Consider the following 14,816-nt stretch of genomic DNA (forward strand, 5'->3'; position numbering starts at 1 on the left):
CAATTCAGGGCGTGCAGAGCACGTGAGCTGATTGGCTCGGGTCATGCGTAAAGCGACTACTACTCCGGCCGAGGCGGCCCGGTTGGTACTGGATGATCACTGGTTGTTGGCGGAGCGGATCGACGGACTGAGTGAGGCTGAGCTGCGGGCGCCGTACCGGGTGGTATCGGGGCCGCTCGGGCACTTCTGCGACTCGTTGCACGATCTGACGGCGCACATCCTGATGTGGGACGAGATCACACTCGCGGTCCTGCGGGACGCCGCCGCCGGGCGGTTGCACTGGAGCCTGGATCCGCGCTGGGAGACGGCGGACGCGGGCAGTGCGCTGAACGTCGGCGGCGTCGAGGCGGGTCGGCACATCCCGTCGGGCCTCCTGCTGCACCGGTTCCACAGCGTTGCCGACGCCCTCGTCGCGGAGATCGAGCAGTACGACGAGACCGCGTGGAACGACCCGGCTACCGGCGGTGGGTACGACGGCGGGATCGGAGCACTGGCCGAGTACGCCGCCACCCCACCGGACGGCGTCCTCTTCGGCCACGCGGCCCGTCACCTGAAGCCCGCGCAGGTCCCGGCATGACCGTCGTCGACCTGCCCACCTTCGCGCCGGAAACCGACGCCCTGCTGGCCCGGTTCGCAGCCGAGCCCGAAGGTCCGGAACTCGATCCCTACCAAGCCCTGCTGCTCGACCGCGAGGAGCTTCCCGACCCCGAGTTGGCCGGGCCAATCGCCCCGGCCGTCGAGGTCAAGGACCTGACCATCGGCACCCTCGAGGCCCGGCTGTACCGGCCCCCGACCGGGAAGCCGAGGCCGCTGGTGCTGTGGTTGCACGGAGGTGGGTTCATCGGCGGACACCTGCGTGACATCGAGTGCGCGACGTCCGGGATCGCGGCCGCCGGCGACGTCACCGTTGTCTCGCTCAACTACCGGCTGGCGCCCGAAAACCCCTATCCGGCAGGGCTTCACGACGTTCGCGACGCGCTCGACTGGCTGCGTGAGCATGCTGCCGAGCTCAACGGAGACGGCCGGATCGGGGTCGGCGGTCAGAGTGCGGGCGCCGCCCTCGCGGCCGGTGCTTGCCTGCTCGACCGCGATGAGGGCCGGCCACTCCCCGATCGCCAGATCCTCTGCTATCCCAGTCTCGACGTCGACCAGGACACCGAGTCGTATCGCCTGTTCGACGGGACGTTCCTCAGCATCGCCCCAGGACGCTGGTCGTCGGCGCAGTACTTCCCGGCCGGGCAGTTGCCGTCGACCGCCGTACCACAGCGGGCCGAGTCCTTGAAGGGCCTGCCGCCGGCGTTGATCCTCGCCGCCGGACGCGATCCGCTCCGCGACGATGCGCGGGGTTATGCGGGTCGGCTCGCGGAGGACGACGTACCGGCGCGGCTCGTCGAGTACGCCGGCACGATGCACGCGTTCCTCAACTTCCCGGGCGTGCTGTCGGCCGCGCGGCACGCGATCGACCTCATCGGGGCTGACCTCCGTGGTGCCTTTCCAGCGCTTCGATGAACGCAGCGGTTGCGGGTGGGTCGGGCGGTTCGCCGTACGTCGCGAGGTAGATGCGGCGTACGGCGCTCACCTTGGTCGCCTTCACCCCGTCGGCCAGGTGTGAGCGCAGCGCGAGGCCCGGCATGGTGGTGACGCCGAGGCCGTGCGCGACGAAGGCCTGCTTCACCATGAGGTCGTCGCTCGTGTACGCGATCCGCGGCGTGAACCCGGCCTCCGCACAGAGGTCGACGAACTCCTGCCGACAGTGCACGCACCCCGCGATCCAGGCCGAGTCGCGGTGGTCGGTGAGCTTGTCCCCGGCACGGCGACTCAGCAGGTAGACCGGGTCGTCGAGCAGGTAGGTGTACCGGAGGCCGTCGCTCGGCGGCTCGTCGTCGTACCGGAAGATGATCGCCAGATCGAGCACTCCCTCACGGAGTTGCTGCTGCGCGACGACCGGATGGACGTCGGTCAGCTCGAGCTCGATGTTGGGGTGCCTGCGGCGGAGCTCGGCGGCCGCGGGCGGGACCAGCACGGTCAGCGCCGAGGTGAACGCGCCGAGGCGGACCCGGCCGACCTCCAACCCGATGAGCGCGGCCAGCTCCGCGTCGGCCGCATCGACTCGGCCGATGATCTCGGCGGCTCGCCGCGCGAGCACCTGGCCCTCGGGCGTCAGCCGGATGCCACGCCCCGCCTTCTGCACGAGCCGCGCGCCGGTTGCCGCCTCCAATCGCGCGAGGTGATGGCTGACCGTCGGCTGGGTGTAGTGCAGGGCCTGCGCGGCCGCCGTCACCGACCCGTGCGCCGCCACCGCCGCCAGCACCCGAAGCCGCACCAGATCGAGCATGCATCGATGATATCGATGAATCCCCGCCGATCACGGCAGATCGTCAATCGACTGTTGACTCGGGTTCGCCGTGGTTGGTCCGGGGAGCGAAGAACTTGGAGGGGTTGCCGGCGGCTCGGGGCCCGGATTCGAGCCACTGGGTGAAGGAGTCGGGGGCGCGGCGTTCGAGCTCGTCCAGGTAGGCGGTCCGGGCGGCGATCACCGCCAGGCGCTGCTCGTCCGTCGTACAGCCCTGGAGTTCGGTGAAGCTGCGCCGCCAGGCGAGGCAGAGGTCCTCGTCGGTGAAGCCGGTCAGGTCGACGGGTGCGGACGGTTCGAGGAGGACCGGCTCCGGGAGTGGTGGCGGCTCGGGGATCGGCTGCCGCTTCGCCTTGCGGTCGGCCTTCGCCTTCCGGTCGGCCTTCGCCTTCCGGTCGGCCTTGCGATCTGCCTTGCGGTCGGCCTTGTGATCGACACCGCGGTCGGGCTTGCGGTCGATCTTGGGCTCGGTGTCCCGCGTCCGGCTCGGGCGGGGTTCTCGCTCGGCCGGGGATTCGGGGGCAGGCCGCCGTACTGATCCTGGTTGCTGAGGCCAGATCCAGGTGACGACCGGTGGTGAGGTGACGCCGAGCAGCAGGACCAGCCAGAGGGTGGCCATCCCGATCGCGGTCGCGTAGCCACAGATCGCCACCACGCAGAGCCCAGCCCGGCCGGCCCAGCGCAGCACGTCCCGGATCAGCTCGGGGGTCTTCCGCTCCTGGGCCAACCCGACACTCAGATAGACAGAGGACACCAGGGTCCCGCCCATCAGGAAGGCGACCAGGTTCGTCGACCACCCGACGAACACCAGTGCGGTCACCAGGCCGAGACCGGCCAGCACCGCCACCGCTGCTCTCCAGCCGCGGCGATACGTTGCCCAACCGTTGTCCGCCATACGCATTCGGTGCCCACCCACCCCTCTCCCAACCGTCGCTCCACCCGCGCCTCCAGTCAAGAGACGCAGGCCTTCCACCACCATGGACCGGCTGGCCGGCCGAGATGTGACGGATCCCCTCACCCCGCCCGCGACCAGTTCGGCCGAGAGCGCCGGCGGGTAGAGCCGATCGGGAGTCGACCGCCGCGACGACGAGCCGGGCCTTCAAACGGCTGAGTCCCTCGCGAAGATGGCCGCGGTCGCGAGTGAGGTCGTGGGTGTTCAAGCGAGTACGACGTACGCCCCGGCGTCGAAGCGTCGGACCAGCTTGGCCGCGTGGTCGGCCGTCCGCCCGGCGTGTCACTCGACGGGCCGCTGGTCCCCTGGCAACCACCGAGCACATTCGCGCCTCGGACTCACAGGCCGGGGCGCTTCGCCGTTCCATACTCATGACCACGTTTGAGCGACGCGTAGCGACGGCTGACTGGGACCAGGTGACGGCCGAGGTGAACGACCTCGGGTGCGCGCTGCTGCCGCAACTGCTGACCCCGCGCGAGGCGGCCCGGATCGCCGCGCTGTACGACGACGCGTCGCGGTTCCGGGCGACCGTCAACATGGCACGGCACCGCTTCGGCGAGGGCGAGTACCGGTACTTCGCCGAGCCCTTCCCCGACCCGGTCGAGTCGCTGCGCCAGGCCCTCTACCCGCGATTGTTGCCGATAGCACGCGACTGGTACGCCAAACTCGGCCGCGACGCCGAATGGCCCGACACCCTCGACGAGTGGCTCGACATCTGCCACCAGGCCGGCCAGACCCGCCCGACCCCGATCCTGCTGCGCTACGGTCCCGGCGACTGGAACGCCCTGCACCGTGACCTGTACGGCGACAAGGTCTTCCCGCTCCAAGTCGTCATCAACCTCAACGACCCCGGCGTGGACCACACCGGCGGCGAGTTCCTCCTGGTCGAACAACGCCCACGAGCCCAGTCCCGCGGCACCGCCACCCTCATCCCCCAAGGCCACGGCCTCGTCTTCACCACCCGAGACCGCCCCGTCCAATCAACCCGAGGCTGGTCCGCCTCCCCCGTCCGCCACGGCGTCTCCCCCATCCACACCGGCCACCGCCACACCCTAGGCCTCGTCTTCCACGACGCCACGTAACCGGACACGACCCCCCGCGCGGGTCGGCGATGTCGGCGAGTCGTCGATTTCGGTCGTCTGGTGAGCGGATCTGCAACAGAAATCCACAACTCGGCGAACGAACCTACGGTCGTTTGGCCGCGTGGCCGGGATGGGGAGCATTCCTGGCCGATTCAGGTGCGAAACCCTCCCCAGGTACGCGGGACGCCAAACAGCAGGATGGCAAGCCAACCTTTCGGACGCGGTACCAGAACCACCGGGACGGACAGTGGGTGCCAGGGCTCTCTGCTCCTCTAACCGCATCCCCTCGACTGCCCCCGTCACGTCACGCGCCGCCGATCACCTCCGACCGCAACACGGTTGAGCGCGCCGCCGGAGGCGGCCGGAAGTCAGCCGCGGCCGGAGGTTGTGTCCGTTGGGGCTACTCGGTGGTGAGGGACTCGCAGATGGTCCAGGCGGATTGGCGGAGGAGGGTGGCGGTGGCGGGGTCTAGGGCCTTTACCGGGACGTCGATGTCGACTGGGTCCTCGTGGAGTAGGGCTATCAGGAAGACGCAGGCGGCTAGGTACGTGCCTGGTAGGGCTGGGTGGCTGTTGTCTTTGTCATGGAGCACCGGCTGGTCATACTCGGCCAGGAAGTGTTGCCAGACGAGGCCTACCGGGATGAGGGTGGCGTCCAGTTCGGCAGCGGCGGCGGCGTACTCGGTGGTTAGAGCCTGTTGGGTGTCGGGCGCGTTGCGGCGGGCCCAGGTCATGTAGAGGGCGGTGCGGGCGCCGGCTGCCTTGATTGCCTTGTCGAAGTCTCGGGCGCTCTCGCGGAAGCGGGCCGGTGACTTGATCGGGAGCGTGCTCTGCTCCTGCAGTACGACGACGTCGTACTCGCCACCCGCGATCGCCTCGAGCGCCTTGCCGGCGTTGAGGTGCTGGCGCAGGGAGGCGCCGCCGGCCTGGATCAGCTTGTGCTCGATCTCGATCCCGCGAGCGGCAGCCATCGCCTTGATCAGCCCGGGCAGGTTGTTGCGCGCCGTGAAGCTGTTACCCACATAGAGAATCCGCACGGCACTAGACTCGCATGGTGCCTGAGCTTCGGATTGTGCCGGTGACCGATGACGCCACGCTGCTGGACTGGCAGCGCGTGCACAACGAGATCATTCCGACCGCGCCGCTGTCGGTGGACGAGGTTCGCGAGCGAGCGGGGCGGCACGTGCTCGAGGTCGCGTACGCCGGTGACGTCCTGGTCGGATGCTCGACGGTTCGGCCGCCGTCGGAGGAGACCGCGGCGGCGACCGTGATCGCACGCGTGCTGCCCGAGCACAGGCGTCAGGGCTACGGCTCGGCGATCTACGAGCGCAGCCTGACGAAGGGCCGCGAGCTCAGCGCCGAAGGCATCGAGACGCACATCCTCGCCACCAACGAGGACGGACTGCGCTTCGCGAAGGCGCACGGCTTCGAAGAGGTCGAGACCTACCTGCTCCCCGGCGACACCATCCCGTTCATCGAGCTGCGCCTAGAGCAACCACGCCGGTGAACGTCGCTCCGCGCTCAGCGGTCAGACCCGACTGACCCCGTGATGGCGGCTTATGTCACCGGTGGTGTGTTGCACAACCCGCTGTTGGTGACATAAGCCGTCATCGGCGGGAACCCGATTGCCGGGGGCGGTCGGAGGGGGCAGGATGCGGGTGTGCGCTTCTCGATCAACATTCCGAACTTCGGGGACTTTGCCGACGCCCACACCGTCGCCCGGGTGGCCACGACGGCGGAGGAAGCGGGGTGGGACGGGCTGTTCGTGTGGGACCACGTCGTCCACAGCAAGAAGCAACGGCAGGGGCAGCCGTTCGGGGACCCGTGGATGTTGCTGACCGCGGCCGCGCTCGCGACCTCGCGGATCACGCTCGGCCCGCTGGTCACTCCGGTGGCACGGCGGCGACCGGAGCAGCTCGCGCGGCAGGTCGCGACGCTCGACGCGATGAGCGGCGGCCGCGTCGTCTTCGGGGCGGGTCTCGGTGGTCCGATCGACGACGAGTTCGGGAGCTTCGGCGACGAGACGGACCCGAAGATCCTGGCCGAGCGGCTCGACGAGGGCCTCGACCTGCTGACGGCGTACTGGTCCGGTGAGCCGGTCGACCACCACGGCCGCCACTACCACGCCGACGACGTGACGTTGCTCCCGGCAACCGTTCAGCGCCCGCGGCCGCCGGTCTGGATCGCCGGGTACTGGCCGCGCAAGACGCCGATGCGACGCGCGGCCCGCTGGGACGGCGCCGTACCGCTGTTCCTGGACGCCAACCACGGCGAAGCCCCGCCGGTCGAGCAACTCCGCGAGCTGGTCACCTACCTGCACAGCCTCCGCAACGACGAGGCGACGCCGTACGACGTGATCGTCGGCGGCATCACCACCCCTGCCGACGCCCGGGCCACCGTCGAACCCTTGGCCGAGGCCGGAGCCACCTGGTGGGACGAACGCCAACTGATCCGCGGTACCGACTTCTACCGCCTCGACCCCGTCCTCCGACGCATCGAGCAAGGCCCACCAACCCTGTGATCAGGGGTTTGAGATCCTGGCGTCATGAGTGAGGAACAGCCGTCGTGTTGCGCGCCGTCCCGGCCAGTGGTCGGGCTCGGTTCGGCACCGCCGCCTGCACCGGCAGCCACCGGGCAGCATGGCGTTGAGCAGGTCGCGCTCGAGGGCGGCGTGTTCGCCATGGGTGACGGCTACGGGGACGGCAACCCCGGTGACGGCGAGGTGCCGATTCACCAGGTGCGGGTGCAGCCGTTCAGCATCGACGCGACGTCGGTGACCAACCGGGACTTCGCCCGGTTCGCCGAGGACTCCGGCTACCGGACCGAGGCGGAGATCTACGGGTTCTCCGCGGTGTTCCACCTGGCGGTGCACGCGGATCCGGCCGACCTGATGGGACCTGCCGCGGGCACACCATGGTGGACCGGGGTGCACGGCGCCGACTGGCGGCACCCCGGCGGCGGACGGTCCGACCTCGATGGGCTCGACGACCATCCCGTCGTGCACGTGAGCTGGAACGACGCGGTCGCCTACTGCTCGTGGGCCGGGCGGCGGCTGCCGACCGAAGCCGAGTGGGAGTTCGCGTCCCGCGGCGGTCTGGAAGGCGCGCGGTACCCGTGGGGCGACGACCTGGTCGGCGAGGACGGTGTCTGGCGCTGCAACATCTGGCAGGGTGTCTTCCCGCAGTCGAACACCGAGCAGGACGGCTTCCTGACCACCGCCCCGGTGCGGACCTTCGAGCCGAACGGCTACGGCCTGTGGCAGACGGTCGGCAACGTGTGGGAGTGGTGTGCGGACTGGTTCGGCCCGCGGTACTACAAGTTCTCTCCGGACGAGGACCCACGCGGTCCGTCCCTCGGCGCCTCCCGGGTGATGCGTGGCGGCTCGTACCTCTGCCACGACTCGTACTGCAACCGCTACCGCAACGCAGCCCGCTCGTCGAACACCCCGGAGTCCTCGATGGGCAACGCCGGCTTCCGCACCGTCGCCGTCACTGCCGGCTGACGTCCGACACCGTCGTACGGCGAAGTCCAGGCGTCGTCGCGGCCACTGCCAACACGGCGACGACGCAAAGCACGGCACCGGAAGCCAGCGCAACCACTCCGGAGGTCGCCTGAGCCACGAGGCCGCCGCGCAGGTTCCCGAGGTCCGGCCCAGCCTGCCCGACGATCTGCTCGGCGGCCGTCACCCGGCCCAGCAACTCGTTCGGCGTGTGCAACTGGACGATCGTGCTCCGCGACACCACGGCCACGGTGTCGGCAGCGCCGGCGACCGCGAGAAACGCCAACGCAAGCCAAGGCAGCGGTGAGAACGTGAACAGCACCAAAGCGATCCCCCACCCGGCCGACCCGGCGAGCATCACGACACCGGGTCGCGGCAACCGCGTGAACGAGCCGGACAGCACCGACGCCGTCACCCCGCCGACCGCGATCGCGCTCAGGAACAACCCCAACGTCCGCGGATCGTTGCCGAACCGCTCGGCGTTGATCACCGGGAACAGGCTGATCGGCATCGACAACACCGTCGCCGCGAGATCGGTGAGCAGCGCACCCCGGATCACCGGCGTCGACACCACGAACGTCAACCCGTCCCGCACTCCACCCAGTCCCGGTCGCGCCACCGCCTCGACGCGCATCGTCGGCAGGCCGAGTACGCCGTACATCGCCGCCAGGAAACTCAGGCAGTCGACGAGGTAGCAGACGCCGACACCCCACGCGTTCACGATCAGTCCGCCGACCGCCGGGCCGATCAGCATCGCACCCTGGAACCCGACCCGGTTGAGCGCGATCCCGGCGGCGAGCAACTCCCGCGGCAGCAGCTGCGGAAGCACGGTCCGCGCCACCGGCCCACCTGCGGCGGCGAACGCCGCCTGCGCCGCGACGAACCCCAGCAGTACGCCGACCGGCACCGGCCCGATCACCAACTGGCCGGCCATCAGCGCCGACACGACGACCTGGCCGCTGATCGTGATCAGGTAGAACCGCCGCCGCTCGACCCGATCGACAGCCGCGCCCGCGAACAGACCGAGCAGGATCAGCGGCAATGCCTGAGACAACCCGACCGCCCCGGTCCAGGCCGCACTGGACGTCTGGTCCCACACCTGGAACATCACCGCGACGAACGCGAGCTGACCGCCGAACGTCGACAGCACCTGTCCGGCCCACAGCCGCCGGAAGACCGGCGAGACTCGCAGCGGTTCCAGGTCGATCAGCGCATGCCGGGCGCTCATGGCTGCTGCTCGAGCTTCTCGGCGATGCGGTCGTGGAAGCTCTTGCGCGCCAACGCCTCCTCGACGTCCCGGACCACCTGGGTCATCGGGTACGGGAGCTCCGCTTCGAGTTCCGTGATCGCCGCCTCGGTCGCCCGCCACTCGGCCGCCAGCAACTCGACGATGCCCTTGGCCTTCGCGGTGAGCGCGACCTTCTTGCTCCGGGCGTCGGTGCCCGGCACTGTCCGGACCAGGCCGGCGGTGCGCATCGCCGAGACCTTCTGGCTGAGCGCCGAGTGGGTCCGGCCGACCGACTCGGCCAGCTCGGTGATCGTCATCGTCCCCTTGGCGTGCAGCCGGAGCAGCTCCATCACGTAACTGGGTTTGAGCCCCTTGATCTGCCGCTCGGTGTAGATGCGCCCGATCTCCGCATCCATCCGCCCCAGCAACTGATGCAGGCTCCGCCACTGACTCTCTTCCGTCGGATCGTCCATGTCCGGATCATAACAGCACTTATATAAGTGCTGTCAGATCCATTCCGGCGGATCCAGGCCGCGACGAGCACGGCGGCGCCGACGCTGATCACCGCCAGTGTTGCGAAGCCGTACCTGGTGTCGGTGCGTCCCGTGACAACCGACGCGAGCGGCATGACGACGACCGTTGCGGCGAGCCCGTAGCCGTTGGCGGCGCCGAACGCCCGGCCGACCCGCGATTCCTCGACCGACGTCATCAGCAGCGACCGGGTCGCGATCCGCGCCTGCCCGAACACGAACGCCCCGACGAACACGCCACCCATCAGCACGCCGACTCCAAGCAGCGGCTGCACCACATGCCGGACTGGAGGGCGATCTCGTAGTGGCCGTTGAACCGGCGCAACTTCGGTGCCGGCACCCGTTCCCGCACGAGCGCGGCACTCGCCGGGACGAACAACGCCGCGACCATCGCCAGCGCCAAGTTGCTCGCGTAGACGAGAGCCTGCTGCGACGCACCCACGGCCAGGCCGATCGGCAGGCACAGGGCGGCGATCGCGCTGACCACATCGCAGCCGATCCACAACCGGCGGCGGTCGAACCGATCGGCGAGCCGGCCGAAGTACGGCGACAACACCGCCTGCGGAACCGCAACCCGAGCACGCTGTCAGTAAAACCTGCCAAATCGTGGCAGCGTTTATTAATCGCTACCGGAGTTGCGTAAATCCGTCGATCCGAGCTACGGTATTTCCGACACCGCAGTAGCGAAAAGAGGATGGCGATGGTGGGACGAGGGCGGCCGCGCGATGCCGGGGTGGAGGGCCGGGTGCTGGAGGCCGCCATGGCCGAGATGCGGCTGCGTGGGTACGACGGGATGTCGGTTGACCGGGTCGCGGACCGGGCCGGGGTGGCGAAAACCACGATCTACCGGCGCTGGCCGAGCAAGGCCGAGCTGGTGATCGCGATGATCGCCGGGCTGCGGGCCGCCGTGTCGTTCGAGCCGACTGGCGACCCGCGCCACGACCTCACCGATCTCGTCACCGCGATCTCCTCGGCGCTGGCCGCCGTACCAACGACCCTGATCGCCGACCTGGCCGCGGCCGCCGCCCGCGAACCGCGCGTCAGTGAGAGCGTCCGGGCGTTGTGGGGTGAGCGGCACGCGGCCGTCACAGCGGTCGTCGCTCGAGCGCAGGAGGATGGGCTCGTCCCCGGGCATGCCTCCCCCGCCGTACTGGTCGATCAGCTGGTCGGCCCGCTGTACTACCGGCTCCTGATCACCGGAGAGCCGATCACACCCGCCTACGTGAGCGAGCTGGTGCTCAGCACGCTCGGTCCTGTTCAGGAGCAGTCATGAAGATTCTCGTTGCCCTCGGCGCCCTACTCGTGCTGATCGCGGGCTATACCGTCTACACGGTCGTCCGGCCGTTCGTCCTGCACACCGCCATCGAGATCGACGCGAACCCGGCGCAGGTCTGGAAGGTGCTCGCCGACCGGGAGGCCTACCCGGAGTGGAATCCGTTCATCATCTCCTCCACCGGCGAGCTGACAGCCGGCGGCACGATCACGAACGTGCTGCGTGACACCAACGGCAAGGAGACCTCGTTCACCCCGGAGCTGCTGGTCGTCGAGCCGAACAAGGAGCTCCGCTGGATCGGCAAGGTCCCGCCTGGGTTCATTTTCGACGGCGAGCACTCGTTCCGGCTCGAGGAGCTCCCGAACGGCCGCACCCGGTTGATCCACGAGGAGACCTTCCGGGGCGCTGCCATTCCGTTCACCAGATCCATGCTGAACAACACGATCAAGCCCCAGTTCGCCGCCATGAACGAGGCCCTCGCCGCCCGCGCCACCGCACCCTGAGCTCAACCCCTCCAAGACGGGCATCCTGGGACGCATGAGCGGACTACTTCGGGCAGTGGATGCGGTGACGGTGCGGGTCCCGGACCTCGACAGCGGACTGGCCTTCTACCGGGACGTGCTGGGGCACGAGCTGGTGTGGCGGAACGACGAGATCGGCCAAGCCGGGCTGCGACTGCCGGACAGCGACACCGAGATCGTGCTCGCGACCGACCTCGACTACGCGCCGAGCTGGCTGGTGACATCGGCCGACGAGGCGGCCGAGCAGATCGTCAGCCGCGGCGGCCGGCTGGTCACGGCCGCCTTCGACATCCCGGTCGGCCGCTGCGCCGTCGTCGCGGACCCGTTCGGCAACCCTCTGGTCGTCTTGGACCTGTCCAAGGGTCTTTACACCACGGACGCCGCCGGCCGGGTCACCGGAGTGAGTTGATGTTCTGAGCGCATCGACTGTGCGATAAAGATGCATTGGACGTCTGACCGCGGTGCTGGTTGGCTCGGAGTATGGAGAAACGTGCGTTGGGACGAGTCGGTATCGAGGTCAGCCCGGTGGGGTTCGGGTGCTGGGCGATCGGGGGTCCGTTCACTAATCCGGCCGGGGAGCCGCTGGGGTGGGGCGAGGTCGACGACGACGAGTCGGTGCGGGCGATCCGGCGCGCCGTCGACCTCGGCGTGACCTTCTTCGACACCGCCGACGTGTACGGCGCCGGCCACAGCGAGCGCGTGCTCGGCAAGGCGCTGGCGGGGATGCGGGACCAGGTGGTGATCGCGACCAAGTGGGGCAACACCTTCGACGAGTCGACCGGCGTCATGCACCACCAGGACAAGTCGGCCGAGTACGTCGGCAAGGCGGTCCGGGCGTCGCTCGACCGGCTCGGGACCGACTACATCGACGTCTACCAACTGCACTTCGACACGACCAACGACGTCGCGCTGCCGTTGCGGGAGGCCTGTGAAGAGCTCGTCCGCGAGGGATTGATCCGCAGCTACGCGTGGAGCACGGACACGCCGGCCAGCGCGGAGTTCTTTGCGGAAGGCAAGCACTGCTCGGCGGTGCAGCACGAGGCCAGCGTCCTGCACGACGCGCCCGAGTTCTTCGCGCTCTGCGAACGCGCCGATCTGGCCAGCATCAACCGAACGCCCTTGGGAATGGGCCTTCTGGGTCGGCGCGACGCGAACCAGCCGGCCACCGGCGCGGACATCCGGACCCTTCCCCCGGCCTGGTTGCGGTACTTCGACAAGGGTGGCGTCCCCGCGCCCGAGTGGTGGGACAAGGTGTCCGCGATTCGCGACGTACTCGAGAGCGACGGGCGGACGCTGGCCCAGGGAGCCCTTGCGTGGCTGTGGGCGCGGAGCCCGCGAACCGTTCCGATCCCCGGGTTCCGCACTGTCGAGCAGGCGGAGCAGAACGCGCGGGCGATGGAGTTCGGGCCGTTGCGGGACGAGCAGATGACGCAGATCGCGACGCTGCTGGAGCGGTGACGAATTCCCTGCGGCCGAATGGGTACCCGATCGGTGAGCGACCGTCATCGAGAGGGTGAGAGAAAGATGCGACTGATCGTCGACCGCAGTACCCGGCGCCGCGGTATCGCGGTGAAGGATCACGGGCATCCGTTCCTCAAGACCGCCGGGCTTGCCGTGGCGAGCGTCTGTGCCGGGGTGGTGACCGAATACCTGCTGGACCCGGACAGAGGCCGCGCACGACGAGCCCGGTTGCGGGACAGGTCCGCGCACGTCGGCCGCGGGATGGGGGAAGGCCTGAACGGCCTGTCCCGGGACATGACGAACCGCGGACGCGGGATGGCGATGGCCGCCCGCTACCGCGTCACCGGGCGCTCGGCCGACGACTCGGTCCTGCACGACCGGGTCCGGGCCGAGCTCGGCCGGCACGCCAGCCATCCGCACGCGGTGCAGGTCCGTGTGGACAACGGGACCGTCACGCTGGTCGGCGACATGCTCGCCGCCGAGGAGAAGGCGACCCGGCACGCGGTCAAACGGATCCCGGGTGTGAAGTCCGTGGACGCCCAATGGACGGTCCACGAAGAGCCAGGCGACGTACCCACGCTGCAAGGCAAGGGCCGCGGCCACCGCTCTCCCACACCTAGTTGACCAACCCCAAATCCAGTCCGGCGCTTTCGCCACACCAGCGGTGGCGCCGGGCTGCGCCACGCCCGCTCCGCGGGCGTGCGGAAGGGTGGTGCAGGGAGCAGCGCGGGGCGAGCGGCGCGCCTGCGCGCCGGAAACTCGTTGAAGCCGACCTCTTGCCGACTGGTTAGGTTTATCGATATACCTCTGTCGAACAGCCCACCCTCCCGGGAGATTCGATGAGGTTCGCAGTGCGGTCAGGCGACGGGGTTCGTCGTGCCGCGCTGGAAGAGCTCGGCGGGGACGATCAGTTCCTGGGGGTCGCCGGTGGGGCCGCCGGTGATCTGGGCGACCAGCAGCGACGTGATCGCCTCGGCCATCGCGTCGTGCCCCGGATTCACCGAGGACAGCGACGGGACCAGGTACGACGCCTCGTCGATGTCGTCGAACCCGACCACCTGGACGTCGTCCGGCACCCGCCGTCCGGCATCGGCCAGCGCCCGCAGCGCCCCGATTGCCACCACGTCGGTGAGTGCGAACACCGCGTCGAAGGCGGTCCCGCGATCGATCAGCGACCGGATCCCGTCGTACCCGTCCTGCAGCCGGAAACTGCACCGGACGATCAGCTCGGGATCCATCGCCACGCCGGCCGCGGTGTGCGCGATCGCGTAGCCCTCGGCCCGCAGCGCCGGCATGTTCGCGCTGGTGTCCGGGTTGCCGCCGAGCATCGCGATCCGCCGGGCTCCGGTGGCGAGCAGGTGCGCGGTCGCCTGCCGGGCGCCGTCGACGTTGTCCATCATCACGTGGTCGAACCGCGACGGCAGCGCCCGCTCACCGATCAGCACGACCGGTGCGTCGGTCCGGATCTGGGTCAGCTCGGCCGGGTCGATGTCGACCACGCTCAGGATCAGGCCGTCGTACATCCGCAGCCGGGAGAAGGCGACCGCGTCCAGCTCGCCCTCGCGGCTGGCGCCGGTGCGCTCCATCACGATCCGCAGTCCGTGTGCCTCGAACCGGTCGGCGAGCCGGCCGGCCAACTGGGCGAAGTACGGGCGTTCCAGTTCCGGAACCGCGAGGCCGACCACCCCGGTCCGGCCCGCGCGCAGGTGGCGGGCCGCCAGGTTGACCTGGTAGCCGAGGTCGCTGATCGCCGCCAGCACCCGTTCCCGGGTCGCCGCGCCAACCCGCGGCCGGCCGTTGATCACGTTCGACACGGTCATCGTGGACACCCCCGCGGACCGCGCCACATCGGCCATCGTCACCACGGTGGACCCCTTCTTCATGGTCCATACCTTAGGGGGTTGCTTCTTGTCCCGGG

General features: G+C 69.4%; 18 protein-coding genes and 1 pseudogene. 12 read left to right on the plus strand and 7 right to left on the minus strand.

Features of this window, described 5'->3' with window-relative positions; translation table 11 throughout:
- Positions 1–43: 43 nt before the first annotated feature.
- Together ACIBL3_RS10500 and ACIBL3_RS10505 are read left to right on the plus strand one after the other, a co-directional pair.
- Positions 44–577: a hypothetical protein gene (locus ACIBL3_RS10500; protein ID WP_396353014.1), complete on the plus strand. Its 534-nt coding sequence runs from the start codon at positions 44–46 to the stop codon at positions 575–577.
- Positions 574–1,509, plus strand: a complete 936-nt coding sequence (locus ACIBL3_RS10505; protein WP_396353015.1) for an alpha/beta hydrolase — start codon at positions 574–576, stop codon at positions 1,507–1,509. The genes ACIBL3_RS10500 and ACIBL3_RS10505 overlap by 4 nt, the downstream gene beginning before the upstream one ends.
- Here ACIBL3_RS10505 and ACIBL3_RS10510 read toward each other — a convergent pair.
- Both ACIBL3_RS10510 and ACIBL3_RS10515 read right to left on the minus strand, forming a co-directional pair.
- Entirely contained in the window at positions 1,466–2,335 is an 870-nt protein-coding gene (locus ACIBL3_RS10510) for a LysR family transcriptional regulator (RefSeq protein ID WP_396353016.1), read from the minus strand. The two genes, ACIBL3_RS10505 and ACIBL3_RS10510, sit on opposite strands and share 44 nt — an antisense overlap.
- Positions 2,336–2,378: 43 nt before the next feature.
- A complete protein-coding gene (locus ACIBL3_RS10515; RefSeq protein WP_396353017.1) occupies positions 2,379–3,248 on the minus strand; it encodes a hypothetical protein in 870 nt (289 codons plus the stop codon).
- Positions 3,249–3,676: 428 nt separating this feature from the next.
- Between ACIBL3_RS10515 and ACIBL3_RS10520 the strand changes: the two genes are divergently transcribed.
- Positions 3,677–4,387: a 2OG-Fe(II) oxygenase gene (locus tag ACIBL3_RS10520; RefSeq protein ID WP_396353018.1), complete on the plus strand. Its 711-nt coding sequence runs from the start codon at positions 3,677–3,679 to the stop codon at positions 4,385–4,387.
- 400 nt (positions 4,388–4,787) lie between these two features.
- On the opposite strand, the gene ACIBL3_RS10525 is transcribed toward ACIBL3_RS10520, so the two are convergent.
- A complete protein-coding gene (locus tag ACIBL3_RS10525; RefSeq protein WP_396353019.1) occupies positions 4,788–5,423 on the minus strand; it encodes a hypothetical protein in 636 nt (211 codons plus the stop codon).
- A gap of 17 nt (positions 5,424–5,440) precedes the next feature.
- Here ACIBL3_RS10525 and ACIBL3_RS10530 point away from each other — a divergent pair, with 17 nt between their 5' ends.
- From ACIBL3_RS10530 to ACIBL3_RS10540, 3 genes are all read left to right on the plus strand, one after another.
- A complete protein-coding gene (locus ACIBL3_RS10530) occupies positions 5,441–5,893 on the plus strand; it encodes a GNAT family N-acetyltransferase (RefSeq protein ID WP_396353020.1) in 453 nt (150 codons plus the stop codon).
- 153 nt (positions 5,894–6,046) lie between these two features.
- Positions 6,047–6,907, plus strand: coding sequence for an LLM class flavin-dependent oxidoreductase (locus ACIBL3_RS10535; protein ID WP_396353021.1), 861 nt, complete (start codon positions 6,047–6,049; stop codon positions 6,905–6,907).
- Positions 6,908–6,931: 24 nt separating this feature from the next.
- Positions 6,932–7,888 (plus strand): formylglycine-generating enzyme family protein, encoded by a 957-nt coding sequence (locus ACIBL3_RS10540; RefSeq protein ID WP_396353022.1) that lies wholly within the window; start codon positions 6,932–6,934, stop codon positions 7,886–7,888.
- On the opposite strand, the gene ACIBL3_RS10545 is transcribed toward ACIBL3_RS10540, so the two are convergent.
- Complete coding sequence (locus ACIBL3_RS10545; RefSeq protein WP_396353023.1) at positions 7,875–9,113, minus strand: MFS transporter; 1,239 nt, start codon at positions 9,111–9,113, stop codon at positions 7,875–7,877. The two genes, ACIBL3_RS10540 and ACIBL3_RS10545, sit on opposite strands and share 14 nt — an antisense overlap.
- Positions 9,110–9,586: a MarR family winged helix-turn-helix transcriptional regulator gene (locus tag ACIBL3_RS10550; protein ID WP_396353024.1), complete on the minus strand. Its 477-nt coding sequence runs from the start codon at positions 9,584–9,586 to the stop codon at positions 9,110–9,112. The genes ACIBL3_RS10545 and ACIBL3_RS10550 overlap by 4 nt, the downstream gene beginning before the upstream one ends.
- 27 nt (positions 9,587–9,613) lie before the next feature.
- Here ACIBL3_RS10550 and ACIBL3_RS10555 point away from each other — a divergent pair, with 27 nt between their 5' ends.
- Positions 9,614–9,769, plus strand: a complete 156-nt coding sequence (locus ACIBL3_RS10555) for a hypothetical protein (RefSeq protein ID WP_396353025.1) — start codon at positions 9,614–9,616, stop codon at positions 9,767–9,769.
- A gap of 118 nt (positions 9,770–9,887) precedes the next feature.
- On the opposite strand, the pseudogene ACIBL3_RS10560 reads toward ACIBL3_RS10555, so the two are convergent.
- Positions 9,888–10,202: pseudogene (locus ACIBL3_RS10560) on the minus strand (MFS transporter); the annotation flags it as partial.
- 141 nt (positions 10,203–10,343) lie between these two features.
- Between ACIBL3_RS10560 and ACIBL3_RS10565 the strand changes: the two are divergent.
- The 5 genes from ACIBL3_RS10565 (at position 10,344) to ACIBL3_RS10585 (ending at position 13,522) form a co-directional block, all read left to right on the plus strand.
- Positions 10,344–10,916: a TetR/AcrR family transcriptional regulator gene (locus tag ACIBL3_RS10565; protein ID WP_396353026.1), complete on the plus strand. Its 573-nt coding sequence runs from the start codon at positions 10,344–10,346 to the stop codon at positions 10,914–10,916.
- The gene (locus ACIBL3_RS10570; RefSeq protein ID WP_396353027.1) at positions 10,913–11,419 is read left to right on the plus strand and encodes an SRPBCC family protein; all 507 of its coding nucleotides are present in this window, start codon (positions 10,913–10,915) and stop codon (positions 11,417–11,419) included. The genes ACIBL3_RS10565 and ACIBL3_RS10570 overlap by 4 nt, the downstream gene beginning before the upstream one ends.
- Before the next feature lie 34 nt (positions 11,420–11,453).
- Positions 11,454–11,846 (plus strand): VOC family protein, encoded by a 393-nt coding sequence (locus ACIBL3_RS10575; protein WP_396353028.1) that lies wholly within the window; start codon positions 11,454–11,456, stop codon positions 11,844–11,846.
- A gap of 71 nt (positions 11,847–11,917) precedes the next feature.
- On the plus strand, positions 11,918–12,895 hold the full coding sequence (locus tag ACIBL3_RS10580; protein WP_396353029.1) for an aldo/keto reductase: 978 nt from the start codon (positions 11,918–11,920) through the stop codon (positions 12,893–12,895).
- Between the two features lie 66 nt (positions 12,896–12,961).
- The gene (locus ACIBL3_RS10585; protein ID WP_396353030.1) at positions 12,962–13,522 is read left to right on the plus strand and encodes a BON domain-containing protein; all 561 of its coding nucleotides are present in this window, start codon (positions 12,962–12,964) and stop codon (positions 13,520–13,522) included.
- Between the two features lie 233 nt (positions 13,523–13,755).
- Here ACIBL3_RS10585 and ACIBL3_RS10590 read toward each other — a convergent pair whose 3' ends face one another.
- Positions 13,756–14,781 (minus strand): LacI family DNA-binding transcriptional regulator, encoded by a 1,026-nt coding sequence (locus ACIBL3_RS10590; RefSeq protein WP_396353031.1) that lies wholly within the window; start codon positions 14,779–14,781, stop codon positions 13,756–13,758.
- Between the last annotated feature and the right edge of the window lie 35 nt (positions 14,782–14,816).

Origin of the sequence: Kribbella sp. NPDC050124, from assembly GCF_044460355.1 — a bacterium.
In the GTDB taxonomy this organism is placed as follows: Bacteria; Actinomycetota; Actinomycetes; order Propionibacteriales; family Kribbellaceae; genus Kribbella.

Coding starts and splice junctions, on each gene's coding strand:
- ACIBL3_RS10500 (WP_396353014.1), top strand. CDS start 44: ATGCGTAAAGCGACTACTACTCCGGCCGAGGCGGCCCGGTTGGTACTG.
- ACIBL3_RS10505 (WP_396353015.1), top strand. CDS start 574: ATGACCGTCGTCGACCTGCCCACCTTCGCGCCGGAAACCGACGCCCTG.
- ACIBL3_RS10510 (WP_396353016.1), bottom strand. CDS start 2,335: ATGCTCGATCTGGTGCGGCTTCGGGTGCTGGCGGCGGTGGCGGCGCAC.
- ACIBL3_RS10515 (WP_396353017.1), bottom strand. CDS start 3,248: ATGGCGGACAACGGTTGGGCAACGTATCGCCGCGGCTGGAGAGCAGCG.
- ACIBL3_RS10520 (WP_396353018.1), top strand. CDS start 3,677: ATGACCACGTTTGAGCGACGCGTAGCGACGGCTGACTGGGACCAGGTG.
- ACIBL3_RS10540 (WP_396353022.1), top strand. CDS start 6,932: ATGAGTGAGGAACAGCCGTCGTGTTGCGCGCCGTCCCGGCCAGTGGTC.
- ACIBL3_RS10545 (WP_396353023.1), bottom strand. CDS start 9,113: ATGAGCGCCCGGCATGCGCTGATCGACCTGGAACCGCTGCGAGTCTCG.
- ACIBL3_RS10550 (WP_396353024.1), bottom strand. CDS start 9,586: ATGGACGATCCGACGGAAGAGAGTCAGTGGCGGAGCCTGCATCAGTTG.
- ACIBL3_RS10565 (WP_396353026.1), top strand. CDS start 10,344: ATGGTGGGACGAGGGCGGCCGCGCGATGCCGGGGTGGAGGGCCGGGTG.
- ACIBL3_RS10570 (WP_396353027.1), top strand. CDS start 10,913: ATGAAGATTCTCGTTGCCCTCGGCGCCCTACTCGTGCTGATCGCGGGC.
- ACIBL3_RS10575 (WP_396353028.1), top strand. CDS start 11,454: ATGAGCGGACTACTTCGGGCAGTGGATGCGGTGACGGTGCGGGTCCCG.
- ACIBL3_RS10580 (WP_396353029.1), top strand. CDS start 11,918: ATGGAGAAACGTGCGTTGGGACGAGTCGGTATCGAGGTCAGCCCGGTG.
- ACIBL3_RS10585 (WP_396353030.1), top strand. CDS start 12,962: ATGCGACTGATCGTCGACCGCAGTACCCGGCGCCGCGGTATCGCGGTG.
- ACIBL3_RS10590 (WP_396353031.1), bottom strand. CDS start 14,781: ATGAAGAAGGGGTCCACCGTGGTGACGATGGCCGATGTGGCGCGGTCC.